Below are 15,815 nucleotides of genomic sequence, written 5' to 3' on the forward strand. Positions count from 1 at the left end.
TGGCAGACCGGGCCGGTGGTGTGGGGCACGCCGGGCACCAACGGGCAGCACGCCTACTACCAGCTCATCCACCAGGGCACCAAGCTCATCCCGGCCGACTTCATCGGCTTCGCGCGGCCGGTCGGCGAGCTGAGCGAGCAGCTGAAGGCGCAGCACGACCTGCTGATGGCCAACTTCTTCGCCCAGACGCAGGCGCTCGCCTTCGGTAAGACCCCGGACGAGGTGCGGGCCGAGGGTGCGCCGGAGGAACTGGTGCCGCACAAGACGTTCCCGGGCAACCACCCGACGACCACGATCCTCGCGCCCGAGCTGACGCCGTCCGTCCTCGGCCAGTTGGTCGCCCTCTACGAGCACAAGGTGTTCGTGCAGGGCGCGGTGTGGAACATCGACTCCTTCGACCAGTGGGGCGTGGAGCTGGGCAAGGTCCTCGCCAAGCGCGTCGAGCCCGCGCTGACCGAGGGCGCGCAGGTCGAGGGCCTGGACGCCTCCACCGAGGCCCTGGTCGCCGCGTACCGGGAGCTGCGCGGACGGCGGTGACCATCGCGGACGGAAAGCGGGCGGCCACGCGCCCTCCTGGGCGCTCCGGTGACCGTCAGCGCCATCGTGCTACTGGAGATGGGGCGGCTCAGACGACGCTACGGGATCCGGCTGAAAGCCCATCCCGCCACCCTGACACCGGCGCCCGGGCCGGTCCCGCCGATGCCTCCGGCGGGAGCGCCCGATCTGCCCCCGCAGGGGAGGAACCCGTACGGCCATCCGTATGCGCCGGGCGGTCAGCACCCGTACGCCCCGCACCCGCACCCGCCGTACACCCCGCGGCACCCCTACGGCGGCTGACCGCGGGAGGTCAGGCCACGGCGCTCAGCGTGTCCGCGAGCCGTCGCCGTGCCGCCCGCGCGGCGGGCACGGCGGCCAGGGCCGCCGCGCAGAGCACCGCTGCCGTGCCGAGCAGCAACATGAGCACGGCGGACGGGCCCTGGGCGATTCCGGCGCCGATGCCGCTGGATCGTCCCTGGGCGTCGATCAGCCAGTGGGCGAGCGGCAGCCCCAGGGCCGTGGCGGCGAGGACGGCCGCCAGGGCGGTGAGGCCGGTGGCCGTGACCGTGATCGCCGTGATCTGCCGGGGGGACAGGCCGATCGCCTTCAGGGCCAGCAGGTCCCGTTCGCTCTCGCGGACGGTGCCGCCGATCGCGGTCAGCAGCTCGATGAGCCCGATGAGGGCGAGCACGGCGATCAGCCCGGCCACGACCGCCCGGAGCGGCGAGAGCCCGTCCGCCGGGTTGGTCACCGTGTGCACGTCGAGGTGGCCGCGTCCGGCCGTGGCGAGCCGGTCGGCGACCTCACGCGGGTCGGCGCCGGGATCCAGGCGGAGCTCGTAGAGGGTCGGCCCGAGTCCGGGGTCGTTCGCGCGGAGCGTGTCGAGGGACGTGGAGATGACCCGGCCGGCGTTCTCCGGCTCGATGCTGCGGCCCACGATGTGCAGGATCTGCGGCTGGTCCCCGACGGTCATCCGGACCCAGTCGCCGACCCGTACGTCCAGCAGGTCGAGCAGCCCCTGCCCGGCCACGGCCTCGTCGGCGCCGCGGGCGGGGCGGCCCTCGGCGAGGGTGTAGGGATAGGGGTCCCGGTCGGTGCCGAGGCCACGCAGCGCGATGGTCGCCGTCTGGCCGGGCACCAGGGCGGCCGTCTCGACGCCCGGGTAGGCGGCGGCCACCTCCGGGTCGCGTTCCAGCAGCGTAAGGGTCTGCTCCTCGCTGTGGCCGGTGTCGGCACGGACGCTGAGCGTGGTGGGCAGGCCGATCCGCTCGGGCTCGCCGCGGAAGCGGTCGAGGGTGGTCCAGGCGCTCATCGCCACCACGATCAGCAGCAGCGGCAGCGCCAGCCGGGCGACGGTGGCCAGGGACCGGGTACGGCGGGTGAACGCCTTGTGCCAGCCCAGCACCAGCGCGGGCGGGACGCGCACGCCCAGGGCCCGGCGCGCCACGCCGGACAGCCGCCCGCCGGAGGTAGCGGCCGGCCTCGGCACCGGCACCGGCGGCACGCGCCCGGCCCGCCAGGCGGCCAGCCCGGTGGTCGCGCCGATGAACAGCACCGCGCCCGCGGGGACCACGAGCAGCGCCACGGTGTGTCCGGGCAGCCCCTGCCACACCCCCACCGCGTCCCCGAGCCGCCCCGGGATCCGGCTGCCCAGGGCCTCGGCGAGACCGGCGGCGGCCACGGCGCCCAGCAGGGCGTACGCGAGGTGCTGGAGCAGGAAGATCCGGACCACCTGGCCCGGGGTGAAGCCGATGGCCTTCAGGACGGAGAGGTCCCTCAGATGGCCGCGGATACGGGTGCCGATCGCCCCGTGCACGGCGAGCCCGGCCGCGACCAGCGCACCCAGCCCGAACAGGCCCAGCACCTGACCGAGCAGCCGGTTGTCGCCCTGCGCCTCGGCGCGAGCCTGCTGCCAGGTGGAGACCTCGCCGATCGCCCCGGATCCCAGCACGGTCACGGCACGCTGGACGAGGTAGGAGGTGTCGCCCGGGTCCGCCAGCCGCAGCCCGATCACCTGGCCGCCGGGGTCCGGCACGGCCGCCGGCAGCGCCCAGACCAGGCCCGGCTGCTCACCGGGCCGGTAGCGCGGCTCGGCGCTGTCGGCGAGGCCCACGACGGTCAGCTCCCGGGCGGTGCCGGGCACGGTGAGGGTGTCGCCGGGTTCGGCCAGCAGGGCGCGGGCGAGGCGGCTCTCCAGCACCACGCCGTGCGGGGCCGAGGCGTCCAGCCAGTGGCCGGAGACGATCGAGGGCCGGCCGACGGAGGGCCGCTCGGGGGTGGCGCGCAGTTCGACGGCGGCGCGGCTGCCGCGTGAGGAGACGGTGGTGGAGGCGGTGGGGTAGGGACCGGCGACGGAGTCGACGCCGTCCAGCGCGGCCAGTTTCCCCGTGTCGGCCGCCGGGTCGGTGTGCAGCCACACATGCGCGCCGTGCGACTGCGTGAAGACGCGCTGCCAGGGGTTGGTCGCATAGCCGAACAGGGCCGTGGCCAGCAGCAGGGCGGCGACGATGCCCGCGGTGGCGAGGACGAGGAACAGCGCCTCGCCGCGGTGCGTGCGCAGATCGGAGTGGGCCCAGCGCAGGGCGGCTCGCATACGGGTCAGCCCTTCCGGGGAACGTCGTGCACCCGCATGTCAGTCCTTCAGCTCCAGCACACCGGATATCCCGGAGCGGCGCGGCGCGGTGGCGGTGCCGTCGAGTTCCGCGTCGTCGGCGATCCGGCCGTCGAAGAAGCTGATCACCCGGTCCGCGGCGCTCGCCAGCCGGGCGTCATGCGTGACCAGCACGATCGTCTGGCCGCGCTGGTGGAAGCGGGTCAGCAGCCGCATCACCTCGCGGGTGCCCTTGCTGTCGAGGCTGCCCGCGGGCTCGTCCGCCAGCAGCAGCGGCGGGTGGTTGACCAGGGCCCGGGCCAGGGCGACGCGCTGCTGCTCGCCACCGGACAGCTCGCCCGGCATGCCGCGCTCCTTGCCCGTCAGGCCCAGCTCGGCCAGCAGCGCCTCCCGCTCGGCGCGCGCCTGCTTCGGCGGGGTCCCGGCGAGCAGGGCGGGCAGCTCCACGTTGTCCGCGACGGACAGGTTCGAGACGAGGTTGAAGAACTGGAAGACGATCCCGATCCGCTTCCTGCGCTCGACCGCCCAGCGCGCCTCGCCGTAGGTGTCGGTGGACTCGCCGTCGAGCCAGATGTGGCCCGCGTCCGGCCGCTGGAGTCCGCCCAGCAGATGCAGCAGCGTCGACTTGCCGGCGCCGGACGGGCCGGTGATCGCCACGAACTCACCGGACCGGACACACAGGTCGACCCCGCGCACGGCGTGGGCGGGCGCGCCCTCGCCGTGGTGGGTCTTCACCAGCCCCTCGGCGCGCAGCACGGGAGCGGGACGGTCGTCGCTCACTCCAGCTCCTCCAGCTCTTCCTGGCACCGTTCCAGCCAGTCGAGGTCGGCCTGCAGGTGCAGCATCGCGCCCTCGATCAGCAGGTGGGCGATGCGGTTGTCGCGGTCTTCGGCGGCGGCCAGCCTCGACAGCTGCCGCATCGTGTTCAGATACTGGCGCCGCTGCTGGTTGATCAGGGTGATCTGCTCGGCGAGGCCGGTCTGCGGAGCGAGCGCCAGCTTCATGAAGAACTCGTCCCGTACCCGCGGCTCGTCCTCGGGCGCCTCGAACCAGGCGCGCAGCGCCTCCCGCCCGGCCTCGGTGAGGTGGTAGACCTTCTTGTTGGGCCGGCTGGACTGTGTCACGTCCTCGCCCTCGATCAGTCCCGACTTCTCGAGGCGGCCGAGGGTCACATAGATCTGGCCGACGTTCGGCTGAGGGTACGCGGAGCCCAGCAGTTGCTCAAGGTCCTGCTTGAGCTCGTAGCCGTGGGCGGGTCCGCGGGCGAGGAGGGCCAGGAGGGGCAGGCGCACGCGTGCAGTCCTCCTGTCTGGTCCAATGTGCTCCAGGCCCTAGTATCGCCCATACCTAACAGGTATACATGGCCTCGGATTCCGGGCAAGGGTGCCCAGCGCCGGTGTACAGGGAGGAACCTATGCGGTGGATCCATGCCGCGGGTAGGGGCCTTCTCGTTCTCGTCGTGGTCCTGACCGGGTATGTCGCCGCCGGAGCGCAGGCGGGCGAGCCCTCCGAGGGCGCCCGGGGGCCGCTCACCCTGGCCACCGCCGGAGACCTCACCGGGTACCTCGGCCCCCTGCTGGAGGGCTGGAACCGTACGCATCCCGGTGAGGAGGTCGCTCTCGTCGAACTGCCGGACTCGGCCGACGAGACGCAGGCCCAGATGATCACCGACCTGCGCGACGGCGACCGCAGTCGGTTCGACGTGCTCAACATCGACGTCAACTGGACACCGGAGTTCGCCGCGGCGGGCTGGATCCGGCCCCTGCCCCGGGACCGTTTCCCGCTGAAGACGTTCCTCCAGCCGGTCGTGGACACGGCGACCTACGACGGGCAGCTCTACGCCGTCCCGTACGTCACCAACGCCGGCCTGCTCCTGTACCGCAAGGACGTCCTCGCGAAGGAGGGCGTCGAGCCGCCGCGCACCTGGGCGGAGCTGGAGCGGTACGCGAAGACCATCGCCCCGAAGCACGGCCTCGACGGCTATGCCGGGCAGTTCCTGCCCTATGAGGGGCTGACCGTGAACGCGGCCGAGGCGGTCTACTCGGCGGGCGGCTCGATCCTCGGCGACGAGGGGGAGCGCGTCACCGTCGACTCGGCGGCGGCCCGCAGGGGCATCGGATTCCTGGCGCGCGGCGTGCGTGAGGGCTGGATCCCGAGGGAAGCGCTGACGTACAAGGAGGAGGAGTCCAAGCAGGCCTTCCAGGACGGACGGTTGCTCTTCCTGCGGAACTGGCCGTACGCCTACGTCGGCGCCTCCGCCCCCGGCTCCAAGGTCGCCGGGAAGGTCGGCGCCGTGCCCCTGCCCGGGCCCGACGGGCCGGGGACGAGCGTCCTGGGCGGCTCCAACCTGGCCGTCAGCGCGCACACGCGGCACCCCGACTCGGCGGCCCGCCTGATCGCGTACCTCACCAGTGAGCGCGTCCAGCGCCAGGTCCTCACCCGCGGCGCGCTGCCGCCCGTACGGGCCGATCTCTACAAGGACCCCGAGCTCATCCGCAGGTTCCCCTACCTGCCGACCCTGCGCACGAGCGTCCTCGCGGCCGAGCCGCGCCCCAAGAGCCCGCGCTACGGCCAGGTCAGTCTGGTCGTCCAGGCGGTCGTGCACGACGCGATGGCGGGGCACCAGACGCCCGCGGCGGCGGTGCGGCGGCTGGCGCGGGAGCTCGCGCTCGTCTCGCGCCGGTAGCGCGAACGCGCTCGGCGGATGGAGCGGCGGCGGTCTCCCTAGTTACTTGTTAGGTAACGCAGGGGTCTCATCTTGCTTCATTGTGCCCGGTAAGTCCTGATTAGATACCTCAACCTGTCGGTAGCTTCTGCCTTTTCGTTGACACCCTCTCGACACGCCTACTTAACATGCATGCATAACCGCTGCCCTCCTCAGAGACAGGTCGATGGGTTGAACAGGCACCACTGGTGGCGTGACGCAGTGATCTATCAGGTCTACGTCCGCAGCTTCCTCGACAGCACCGGCGACGGCGTCGGCGACCTCGCCGGCGTCCGGGCCGGACTGCCGTACCTGAAGAAGCTCGGCGTCGACGGGATCTGGCTGAGCCCCTTCTACCCCTCGCCGCAGCACGACCACGGCTACGACGTGGCCGACTACTGCGACGTCGACCCGCTCTTCGGCGACCTCGGCGAGTTCGACCGGCTGGTGGGGGCCGCGCGGCGGCTCGGCGTCAAAGTGCTGCTCGACATCGTCCCGAACCACTGCTCCAGCGAGCACCCCTGGTTCCGCGAGGCGCTCACCTCGGCGCCCGGCAGCCCGGCCCGCGCCCGCTTCCACTTCGCCGACGGCCGCGGCCCGGACGGCGCCGAGCCGCCCAACAACTGGCACGCCATGTTCGGCGGCCCCGCCTGGAGCCGGGTGACGGAGCCCGACGGCCGACCCGGGCAGTGGTACCTGCACATGTTCACGCCCGAGCAGCCCGACTGGAACTGGCGCAACCCCGAGATCACCGCGGAGTTCGACCGGATCCTGCGCTTCTGGCTGGACCGGGGCGTCGACGGCTTCCGCATCGACGTCGCCGCCGGCCTCTTCAAACACCCGGAGCTGCCCGACTCCGACGACCCGGAGGCCGACGCCCGCACCCGCGACTCGGTCAACCCGCTCGCCTGGAACCAGCCCGAGGTCCACGACGTCTGGCGCCGCTGGCGCTCCCTGTGCGAGGAGTACACCGAGCGCGACGGCCGCGACCGCCTCCTCGTCGGCGAGGTCTCCGTCCCCACCGCCCGCGAGCACGCGCGGTACGTCCGCCCCGACGAACTGCACCAGGCCTTCTTCTTCGACCTGCTCAGCGCCCCCTGGAACCCGGACGCCTTCCGGAAGGTCATCTCCGAGGCCATGCAGGACATCGCCGGCACCGGCTCGACGGTCACCTGGGTCCTCAACAACCACGACCAGGTCCGCACCGTCACCCGCTACGGCGAACCGGCCACCGACGGCAGCGGCCTCGGGGCCGCCCGGGCCCGCGCCGCCGCGCTGCTGCTGCTGGCGCTGCCCGGCGCCGCGTACATCTACCAGGGCGAGGAGTTGGGCCTGCCGGAGGTCGTGGACCTGCCCGACGACGTCCTCACCGACCCGATCTTCCGCCGCACCGGCAGCCGGGCCCGCATCCGCGACGGCTGCCGGGTTCCGCTGCCCTGGTCGGGCCAGGCCTCGCCGTTCGGCTTCACCCCCGGCGTGGAGAGCGCCAAGCCGTGGCTGCCGCAGCCCGAGTACTTCGCCGAGTACGCCACCGACCGCGCCCTCGCCGACACCCGCTCCTTCTGGCACCTGTACCGCGACGGTCTGCAACTGCGCTCCGCCCTGCCCCAGTTGGGCGAGGGCACCCTGCGCTGGCTGGACACTCCGCCCGGCGTCCTGGCCTTCGAACGCGGCGACCTGGTGTGCGCCGTCAACTTCGGCACCGCCCCCACCCCCGCGCCGGTCCCCGGCTCCCCCCTGCTCGCCAGCGGCCCCTGCCCGCCCGGAGTGCTCTCCGGGTCCACGGCCGCCTGGTGGATCCGTTCCTGAACGCACCGCAAGCGAACGCCTCACAAGTCAACTCCCCGAAGGGACATCAACGATGATGCGACGACGTACCACCCTGCTCACCGGCTGCACCGCCCTCGTCCTGGCGCTCGGCGCGACCGCCTGTGGCGGCGGACCCGTCTCGGCCGGCGGCGGCGACAAGGCGCTCGACGGCCAGTCGATCACCGTGGCCGGCGTCTGGTCCGGCACCGAGCAGAAGAACTTCCAGAAGGTGCTGGACGCCTTCACCGAGAAGACCGGCGCCAAGACGCAGTTCACGTCCACCGGCGACAACGTCTCCACCGTCGTCGGCAGCAAGATCGAGGGCGGCAACGCCCCCGACGTCGTGATGGTTCCGCAGGTCGGCGTGCTCAAGCAGTTCGCGCAGAACGGCTGGCTCAAGCCGCTGTCGAAGAAGACCGAGCAGGCCGTCGACGCCGGGTACGCCCCCGTGTGGAAGAAGTACGGCAGCGTCGACGGCACCCTGTACGGCCTGTACTTCAAGGCCGCCCACAAGTCGACCGTCTGGTACAGCCCCGACGCCCTGGAGCAGGCCGGGGTCAAGCCCCCGAAGAGCTACGACGAGATGCTGAAGGCCGGGCAGACGGTGTCCGACTCCGGTCTCGCCGCGTTCTCCGTCGCCGGTCAGGACGGCTGGACCCTCACCGACTGGTTCGAGAACGTCTACCTCTCCCAGGCCGGGCCCGAGAAGTACGACGCCCTCGCCGCCCACAAGCTGAAGTGGACCGACGCGTCCGTCGTCGACGCCCTCACCACCCTCGGCAAGCTCTTCAAGGACAAGCAGCTCATCGCGGGCGGCCAGAAGGGCGCCCTGAACACCGACTTCCCCGGCTCGGTGGAGAAGGTGTTCGGCCCGCAGCCCGAAGCCGGCATGGTCTACGAGGGCGACTTCGTCGCCGGTGTCGCCAAGGACCAGTTCGGCAAGAAGATCGGCCAGGACGCGAACTTCTTCCCGTTCCCGGCGGTCGGCGGCGGCGAAGCACCGGTCGTCAGCGGCGGCGACGCCGCCGTCGTCCTCAAGGACGGCAAGAACCAGAAGGCCGCCCAGGCCCTCCTGGAGTACCTGGCGACCCCCGAGGCCTCGGCCGTCTGGGCCGAGGCGGGCGGCTTCCTCTCCCCGAACAAGAAGCTCGACCTCGCTTCCTACGGTGACGACGTCACCCGCGCCACCGCCAAGTCCCTCGTCGACGCCGGGGATTCGGTCCGCTTCGACATGTCCGACCAGGCCCCGGCCGCGTTCGGCGGCACCAAGGGCACCGGCGAGTGGAAGCTGCTGCAGGACTTCCTGCGCGACCCGTCCGACCCGAAGGGCACCGCGGCGAGGCTGGAGGCCGCGGCGGCCAAGGCGTACCAGGACTGATACGCCATGACAGCCACCCTCGTGAAAGAGACGGGCCCCCCACCGCCCGGGCCGGTCGCCGACCCCAACAGGCGGCTGCGCCGGCGCGGGAAGATCATCGCCCTGCTGTTCGTGCTGCCCGCGCTGCTGCTGCTCGGCGCGCTCGTCGTCTACCCCGTGCTGTTCAGCATCGGCCGCAGCTTCTTCGACGCCTCCGGGACGAGCTTCGTCGGCGGCGACAACTACGCCGAGATGTTCCGCGACCCGGCGACCCTCAAGGCCGTCCGCAACACGGCCGTCTGGGTCGTCGTCGCCCCGGCCCTGCTCACCGGACTCGGCCTGATCCTCGCCGTGCTGGTGGAGAAGGTCCGCTGGGCCACGGCCTTCAAACTGCTCCTCTTCATGCCGATGGCGGTCTCCTTCCTCGCCGCCGGCATCATCTTCCGGCTCGCCTACGACCAGGACCCCGACAAGGGCGTGCTCAACGCCGCGGTGGTCTCCGTTCACGACGCCTTCGAGCCGGAGTCCTCGTACCCGACGGCCCGGGCGCGTGACGGCCAGGGTCTGACCAAGGACGAGGACGGGTCGTACCGCACGAGCGCGAGCGCGTCCCCCGGGGACGCGGTGACGCTGGGCCTGGTCGGCGTACAGCCCGCCGACCTGCCCGGCGGCGCCCGGCCCGCCTTCGCGGCGGCGGAGCGCAAGGCCGGCCCCGACGAACTGCGCGGGGTCGTCTACCTGGACTTCGTGCCCGGTGGGGGAGGGGAGCAGGGCAGGGTCGACCGGGGGGAGAAGGGACTGCCGGAGATGCGGGTCGAGGCGGTCCGCGGCGGTGAGACGATCGCCACGACCACCACGGCCGCCGACGGTTCCTTCGGCTTCGAGGGGCTCGCATCGGGTTCCTACCAGGTGCGACTGCCGTCGTCGAACTTCGCCCAGCCCTACGAGGGCGTCTCCTGGCTCGGACCGGCGCTGGTCACCCCGGCGATCATCGGCGCGTACCTCTGGATCTGGACCGGCTTCGCCATGGTGCTGATCGGCGCGGGACTGTCGACGCTGCCGCGGGACGCCCTGGAGGCGGCGCGGATGGACGGCGCCAACGAGTGGCAGATCTTCCGGCGGATCACGGTGCCGCTGCTGGCCCCCGTCCTGTCGGTCGTGTTCATCACCCTCGTCATCAACGTGATGAAGGTCTTCGACCTCGTCTACATCATCGCCCCCGGGCCCGTGCAGGAGGACGCGACCGTGCTCGCGACGCAGATGTGGCTGGTGTCGTTCGGCGGCGGCAACAACCAGGGACTCGGCAGCGCCCTCGGCGTGCTGCTCCTGCTGCTGGTCGTCCCGGCCATGGTGTTCAACGTCCGCCGTTTCCGAAGGGGGCAGCGATGAACGCGGTCCGGCGCGGGCTGGGCAGCGGAGTCGTCCAGGCCTTCCTCGTCCTGGTGGGCCTGGTGTGGATGACGCCGCTGGCCGGGCTGTTCCTGTCCTCGCTGCGGTCCTCCGAGGACACGGCGAAGGGCGGCTGGTGGACGGTGTTCTCCAGCCCCGGGCAACTGTCCCTCGACAACTACTCCTCACTGCTGGGGAACGCCGGGATCACCCAGGCGTTCTGGAACACGGTGCTGATATCGGTGCCGACGACGGTGCTGGTCGTGGTGGTCGCGGCCCTCGCGGGGTACGCCTTCGCGTGGCTGGACTTCCCCGGGCGGGAGGTGATCTTCCTGGTCGTGGTCGCGCTGCTGGTGGTGCCGGTGCAGATCGGTCTGCTGCCGGTCGCCAAACTCTTCGGACAACTGGGCCTCTTCGGCACGATCCCCGGCGTCGTGCTCTTCCACGTGGCCTACGGTCTTCCCTTCGCGGTGTTCCTGCTGCGGAACTACTTCGCCGAGATGCCGAAGGAGATGCTGGAGGCGGCGCGCATGGACGGCGGCACCGAGTGGCGCATCTTCACGCGGCTCGTCCTGCCCGTGGGACGGCCCGCGATCGCCTCCCTGGCCATCTTCCAGTTCCTGTGGGTGTGGAACGACATGCTGGTGGCACTGCTGTTCGCGGACAGCGCCTCACAGCCGCTGACCGTGGAACTCCAGTCGCAGATCCGCCAGTTCGGCAGCAACATCGACGTCCTGGCACCCGGGGCGTTCGTGTCCCTGGTCGTCCCGGTGGTCGTGTTCTTCGCGTTCCAGCGGCACTTCGTGCAGGGCGTGATGGCGGGGTCGGTGAAGTAGCGCATACGTTTCGGGCCCCCGCTTCACTGCGAAGCGGGGGCCCGAAGGCGTTCACGCCGACGCTGGTGGATACAGCGAACGCGGCAGTCGGGAAGCCGCCGCCCCGTCCATCAGCCACAAGGTACGGCTCCTGCCGTACGCCCCCGCTGCCGGGGCCTGGATCTCGCCCGCGCCCGACAGGGCGATCGCCGCCGCCTGGGCCTTGTCCTCGCCCGCGGCCAGCAGCCACACCTCACGGGCCGCACGGATCGCCGGCAGGGTCAGCGTCACCCGGGTCGGCGGCGGCTTGGGCGCGCCGTGGACACCGACCACCGTGCGGTCGGTCTCCCTGACTGCCGGCAGCTCCGGGAACAGCGACGCCACGTGCGTGTCCGGGCCCACGCCCAGCATCAGCACGTCGAAGGTGGGCACGGGCCCGTGGTTCTCCGGGCCCGCCGCCGCTGCCAACTCCTGCGCGTACGCGGCAGCCGCCGCGTCCACGTCGGTGCCGTCAGGGCCGTCCGATGCGGGCATCGCGTGCACCCGCTTCGGGGCGAGCGGCACCGAGTCGAGGAGAGCCTCCCTCGCCTGGGTGACGTTGCGGTCCGGGTCCCCCTCGGGCAGGAACCGCTCGTCACCCCACCAGAGGTCGAGCCGGCTCCAGTCGATCGCGTCCCGGGCGGGCGCCGCGGCCAGGGCCGCCAGCAGGCCGTTGCCGTTGCGGCCGCCCGTCAGGACCACGGACGCCGAGCCCCGGGAGGCCTGCGCGTCCACGATCCTGGTGATCAGCCGGGCCGCCGCGGCCTGCGCCATCAGCTCCTTGTCGCGGTGCACGACCAGCTGCGGTGCCGTACTCACTTCGCCTCCGCCTTCCGGACCGGCTCCAGCGCCGGCGGTTCCCGCCTCACCGGTGCCTGCGCCGTCGCTTCCGCAGCGGGTGCTTTCGCGGCAGTTTCGACGGGAGCGGGGAGGGCGAGTCCTGCTCGCCCCTCACTTTTGGGCACCGAGCCCGAGGACTTCAGCCGGTCCACGCCGTAGCGCAGGGCGGACGCGTACGTGTCGTCCGGGTCCAGCCGCCGCAGCTCCTCCGCCATCAGCTCGGCGGTCTCCCGGCGCTTGAGCGCCACCGCCCGGTCCGGCTGGCCCTCGATGGAGAGCGTCGCCAGGGAGCCGTCGGCACGGTCCAGCTTGATGGGGCCGCAGTTGGTGTCCATCCGGACCGCCGTCAGACCGGGCCCGCCGGACAGCGAGCGCTTCACGGGGACGTCCAGCCGGTCCGCGAGCCACATCGCCAGCAGCTCACAGCTCGGGTTGAACTCCTCGCCCTCCACCTCGACGGCCCGGACCTCGCAGGCCACCTGGTCCAGGGCCGCCGCCAGCATGGAGCGCCAGGGCGTGATGCGGGTCCAGGACAGGTCCGTGTCGCCCGGGGTGTAGGTCCCGGACCGGGTGGCCAGGTCCCGTACCGGCTGCTCGGAGGCGTACGTGTCGGTGACGCGGCGCTGGGCGAGGGCCCCCAGGGGGTCCTTCGCCGGGTCGAGCGGCGCGTTCACCGGCCACCACACCACCACCGGGGCGTCCGGCAGCAGCAGCGGCAGCACCACCGACTGGGCGTGATCGACGACCTCGCCGTACAGCCGGAGCACCACCGTCTCGCCGGAACCCGCGTCGGCCCCGACCCGGACCTCCGCGTCGAGACGGGACTGCGTACGGTCGCGGGGCGAACGGGAGACGCGCTTGATGACCACGAGCGTGCGGGCGGGATGCTCGTGCGAGGCGTCGTTCGCGGCCTTCAGCGCGTCGTAGGCGTTCTCCTCGTCCGTCACGATGACCAGCGTGAGCACCATGCCGACCGCCGGGGTGCCGATCGCCCGGCGGCCCTGCACCAGCGCCTTGTTGACCTTGCTGGCCGTGGTGTCCGTGAGGTCTATCTTCATGGCCGACGCCAGCTCCGTCCGTGTCGCTCGAGCATTTCGTCCGCCTCGACGGGCCCCCAGGTACCGGCCGGGTACTGGGCGGGCCTGTCGTTCTTGTCCCAGTACTCCTCGATCGGGTCGAGGATCTTCCAGGACAGCTCGACCTCCTCGGTGCGCGGGAAGAGGTTCGAGTCACCGAGCAGGACGTCCAGGATGAGACGCTCGTACGCCTCCGGGCTGGACTCCGTGAAGGACTCGCCGTAGGCGAAGTCCATCGACACGTCCCGGATCTCCATCGACGTGCCCGGCACCTTCGAGCCGAAGCGGACCGTCACGCCCTCGTCCGGCTGGACGCGGATGACGATCGCGTTGGAACCCAGCTCCTCGGTGGCCGTCGAGTCGAAGGGGGAGTGCGGGGCCCGCTGGAAGACGACCGCGATCTCCGTCACCCGGCGGCCGAGCCGCTTGCCGGTGCGCAGATAGAACGGGACACCCGCCCAGCGGCGGTTGTCGATCTCCAGCTTGATCGCGGCGTACGTGTCGGTCTTCGACGAGGCGTTGATGCCGTCCTCGTCGAGATAGCCGATCACCTTCGCGCCGCCCTGCCAGCCGGCCGCGTACTGGCCGCGCACGGTGTCCCGGCCCATGTCCTTCGGCAGCTTCACGGCGCCGAGGACCTTGGTCTTCTCGGCGGCCAGCGCGTCCGCGTCGAAGGAGGCCGGCTCCTCCATGGCGGTCAGCGCCAGGAGCTGGAGCAGGTGGTTCTGGATGACGTCACGGGCCGCGCCGATGCCGTCGTAGTAACCGGCCCGGCCGCCGATGCCGATGTCCTCCGCCATGGTGATCTGCACGTGGTCCACGAGGGACCGGTTCCAGATCGGCTCGAACATCGTGTTGGCGAAGCGCAGCGCCAGGATGTTCTGGACGGTCTCCTTGCCCAGGTAGTGGTCGATGCGGAAGACCTGGTCCGGGGCGAAGACCTCGTGGACGACCTTGTTGAGCTCCTCGGCCGACTTCAGGTCGTGCCCGAACGGCTTCTCGATGACCGCGCGCCGCCAGGAGCCGCCCGTCTGGTCGGCCAGCTGGTGCTTCTTCAGTTGCTGGATGACCACCGGGAAGGACTTCGGCGGCACCGACAGGTAGAAGGCGAAGTTGCCGCCGGTGCCCTGGGCCTTGTCCAGCTCGTCGATCGTGGAGCGCAGCCGCTCGAACGCGTCGTCGTCGTCGAAGGTGCCCTGCACGAAGCGCATCCCCTGGATGAGCTGCTGCCAGACCTCCTCGCGGAAGGGAGTGCGGGCGTGCTCCTTGACCGCGTCGTGGACCTCCTGGGCGAAGTCCTCGTGCGCCCACTCGCGGCGGGCGAAGCCCACCAGCGAGAAGCCCGGCGGCAACAGACCCCGGTTGGCGAGGTCGTACACGGCGGGCATCAGCTTCTTCCGGGACAGGTCGCCCGTGACGCCGAAGATGACCAGGCCCGACGGCCCCGCGATACGCGGGAGCCGTCGGTCCGCGGGGTCACGCAGCGGATTGCTGCTCGACACCTGTTCAGCCCTCCGAGGGCGCGAGGCGCCGGAGTTCGGCCTCGGTCGACTTCAGCAGGTCGGTCCAGGACGCCTCGAACTTCTCGACGCCCTCCTCCTCCAGCAGCCGCACCACGTCGTCGTACTTGATCCCGAGCTTCTCGACGGCGTCGAGGTCGGCGCGGGCCTGCTCGTAGGTGCCGGCGACGGTGTCGCCGGTGATCTCACCGTGGTCCTCGGTGGCGAACAGGGTCGCCTCCGGCATGGTGTTCACCGTGTTCGGCGCGACCAGCTCGGTGACGTACATCGTGTCCTTGTACGCCTTGTCCTTCACGCCGGTGGACGCCCACAGCGGACGCTGCTTGTTGGCACCCGCCTTCTCCAGGGCGTTCCAGCGGTCCGAGGAGAAGATCTCCTCGTACGCCTGGTAGGCCAGACGGGCATTGGCGAGGGCGGCCTTGCCGCGCAGCGCCTTGGCCTCGTCGGTGCCCAGCGCGTCGATCCGCTTGTCGATCTCGGTGTCCACGCGGGACACGAAGAACGACGCCACCGAGTGGATCTGCGAGAGGTCCAGGCCGCGCTCCTTGGCCTTCTCCAGGCCGGTCAGGAACGCGTCCATGACCAGGCGGTAGCGCTCCAGCGAGAAGATCAGCGTGACGTTGACACTGATGCCCAGGCCGATGGTCTCGGCGATGGCCGGGATGCCCGCCTCGGTCGCCGGGATCTTGATGAGCGTGTTGGGGCGGTCCACCAGCCAGGCGAGCTGCTTGGCCTCGGCGACCGTCGCCCGCGTGTTGTGCGCCAGGCGCGGGTCGACCTCGATCGAGACCCGGCCGTCCTTGCCGCCGGTGGCGTCGAAGACGGGGCGCAGCACGTCGGCGGCGTCACGGACGTCCGCCGTGGTGATCATGCGGACGGCCTCTTCGACGGTGACCTCGCGGGCGGCGAGGTCGGTCAGCTGCGTGTCGTAGCCGTCACCCTGCGAAATCGCCTTCTGGAAGATCGACGGGTTGGTGGTGACGCCCACGACGTGCTGCTGGTCGATCAGCTCGGCGAGGTTGCCGGACGTGATCCGCTTGCGCGACAGGTCGTCCAGCCAGATCGCCACGCCTTCCTCGGAGAGGCGCTTGAGTGCGTCTGTCATGGAAATTCCATCT

At 71.5% G+C, this 15,815-nt stretch carries 13 protein-coding genes; 6 read left to right on the forward strand and 7 right to left on the reverse strand.

Features of this window, described 5'->3' with window-relative positions; genetic code table 11:
• Positions 1-537: phosphoglucose isomerase-related protein (locus tag QNO09_RS22375; RefSeq protein ID WP_502962336.1), on the forward strand; the 537-nt coding region annotated here is incomplete at its 5' end.
• A gap of 310 nt (positions 538-847) precedes the next feature.
• Here QNO09_RS22375 and QNO09_RS22385 read toward each other — a convergent pair.
• From QNO09_RS22385 to QNO09_RS22395, 3 genes are read right to left on the reverse strand one after another with little or no spacing between them, the layout of a single operon-like run.
• Positions 848-3,130, reverse strand: coding sequence for an FtsX-like permease family protein (locus QNO09_RS22385; RefSeq protein WP_283972022.1), 2,283 nt, complete (start codon positions 3,128-3,130; stop codon positions 848-850).
• 39 nt (positions 3,131-3,169) lie between these two features.
• Positions 3,170-3,928 carry an ABC transporter ATP-binding protein gene (locus QNO09_RS22390; protein ID WP_283972023.1) on the reverse strand — a complete coding sequence of 253 codons (759 nt, stop codon included), beginning with the start codon at positions 3,926-3,928 and terminating at the stop codon, positions 3,170-3,172.
• Positions 3,925-4,440 carry a PadR family transcriptional regulator gene (locus tag QNO09_RS22395; protein WP_283972024.1) on the reverse strand — a complete coding sequence of 172 codons (516 nt, stop codon included), beginning with the start codon at positions 4,438-4,440 and terminating at the stop codon, positions 3,925-3,927. The genes QNO09_RS22390 and QNO09_RS22395 overlap by 4 nt, the downstream gene beginning before the upstream one ends.
• A 122-nt stretch (positions 4,441-4,562) precedes the next feature.
• On the opposite strand from QNO09_RS22395, the gene QNO09_RS22400 reads away from it, so the two are divergent.
• From QNO09_RS22400 to QNO09_RS22420, 5 genes are all read left to right on the forward strand, one after another.
• On the forward strand, positions 4,563-5,834 hold the full coding sequence (locus QNO09_RS22400) for an ABC transporter substrate-binding protein (RefSeq protein ID WP_283972025.1): 1,272 nt from the start codon (positions 4,563-4,565) through the stop codon (positions 5,832-5,834).
• Between the two features lie 171 nt (positions 5,835-6,005).
• Positions 6,006-7,661: a glycoside hydrolase family 13 protein gene (locus tag QNO09_RS22405; RefSeq protein WP_283972026.1), complete on the forward strand. Its 1,656-nt coding sequence runs from the start codon at positions 6,006-6,008 to the stop codon at positions 7,659-7,661.
• Positions 7,662-7,713: 52 nt separating this feature from the next.
• Positions 7,714-9,039, forward strand: coding sequence for an ABC transporter substrate-binding protein (locus QNO09_RS22410; RefSeq protein WP_283972027.1), 1,326 nt, complete (start codon positions 7,714-7,716; stop codon positions 9,037-9,039).
• A 6-nt stretch (positions 9,040-9,045) separates the two neighbouring features.
• Positions 9,046-10,407 carry a carbohydrate ABC transporter permease gene (locus tag QNO09_RS22415; RefSeq protein WP_283972028.1) on the forward strand — a complete coding sequence of 454 codons (1,362 nt, stop codon included), beginning with the start codon at positions 9,046-9,048 and terminating at the stop codon, positions 10,405-10,407.
• Positions 10,404-11,243, forward strand: coding sequence for a carbohydrate ABC transporter permease (locus QNO09_RS22420; protein WP_283972029.1), 840 nt, complete (start codon positions 10,404-10,406; stop codon positions 11,241-11,243). Before QNO09_RS22415 ends, QNO09_RS22420 begins: the two co-directional genes overlap by 4 nt.
• Positions 11,244-11,294: 51 nt before the next feature.
• On the opposite strand, the gene pgl is transcribed toward QNO09_RS22420, so the two are convergent.
• From pgl to tal, 4 genes are read right to left on the reverse strand one after another with little or no spacing between them, the layout of a single operon-like run.
• Positions 11,295-12,080 carry a 6-phosphogluconolactonase gene (pgl, locus tag QNO09_RS22425; RefSeq protein WP_283972030.1) on the reverse strand — a complete coding sequence of 262 codons (786 nt, stop codon included), beginning with the start codon at positions 12,078-12,080 and terminating at the stop codon, positions 11,295-11,297.
• Positions 12,077-13,159, reverse strand: coding sequence for a glucose-6-phosphate dehydrogenase assembly protein OpcA (gene opcA, locus QNO09_RS22430; RefSeq protein ID WP_283972031.1), 1,083 nt, complete (start codon positions 13,157-13,159; stop codon positions 12,077-12,079). The genes pgl and opcA overlap by 4 nt, the downstream gene beginning before the upstream one ends.
• Positions 13,156-14,679 (reverse strand): glucose-6-phosphate dehydrogenase, encoded by a 1,524-nt coding sequence (gene zwf / locus QNO09_RS22435; RefSeq protein WP_283972032.1) that lies wholly within the window; start codon positions 14,677-14,679, stop codon positions 13,156-13,158. Before zwf ends, opcA begins: the two co-directional genes overlap by 4 nt.
• A gap of 4 nt (positions 14,680-14,683) precedes the next feature.
• Complete coding sequence (gene tal, locus QNO09_RS22440) at positions 14,684-15,802, reverse strand: transaldolase (RefSeq protein ID WP_283972033.1); 1,119 nt, start codon at positions 15,800-15,802, stop codon at positions 14,684-14,686.
• Positions 15,803-15,815 lie beyond the last annotated feature (13 nt).

The sequence above is a fragment of the Streptomyces sp. 378 genome (genome assembly GCF_030124145.1).
Classification (GTDB): domain Bacteria; phylum Actinomycetota; class Actinomycetes; order Streptomycetales; family Streptomycetaceae; genus Streptomyces.

What these genes read in the sequence shown, in the direction of transcription:
- tal (WP_283972033.1), bottom strand. Translation starts at nt 15,802, where the DNA reads ATGACAGACGCACTCAAGCGCCTCTCCGAGGAAGGCGTGGCGATCTGG.
- QNO09_RS22420 (WP_283972029.1), top strand. Translation starts at nt 10,404, where the DNA reads ATGAACGCGGTCCGGCGCGGGCTGGGCAGCGGAGTCGTCCAGGCCTTC.
- opcA (WP_283972031.1), bottom strand. Translation starts at nt 13,159, where the DNA reads ATGAAGATAGACCTCACGGACACCACGGCCAGCAAGGTCAACAAGGCG.
- QNO09_RS22415 (WP_283972028.1), top strand. Translation starts at nt 9,046, where the DNA reads ATGACAGCCACCCTCGTGAAAGAGACGGGCCCCCCACCGCCCGGGCCG.
- QNO09_RS22385 (WP_283972022.1), bottom strand. Translation starts at nt 3,130, where the DNA reads ATGCGAGCCGCCCTGCGCTGGGCCCACTCCGATCTGCGCACGCACCGC.
- QNO09_RS22400 (WP_283972025.1), top strand. Translation starts at nt 4,563, where the DNA reads ATGCGGTGGATCCATGCCGCGGGTAGGGGCCTTCTCGTTCTCGTCGTG.
- QNO09_RS22405 (WP_283972026.1), top strand. Translation starts at nt 6,006, where the DNA reads ATGCATAACCGCTGCCCTCCTCAGAGACAGGTCGATGGGTTGAACAGG.
- QNO09_RS22410 (WP_283972027.1), top strand. Translation starts at nt 7,714, where the DNA reads ATGATGCGACGACGTACCACCCTGCTCACCGGCTGCACCGCCCTCGTC.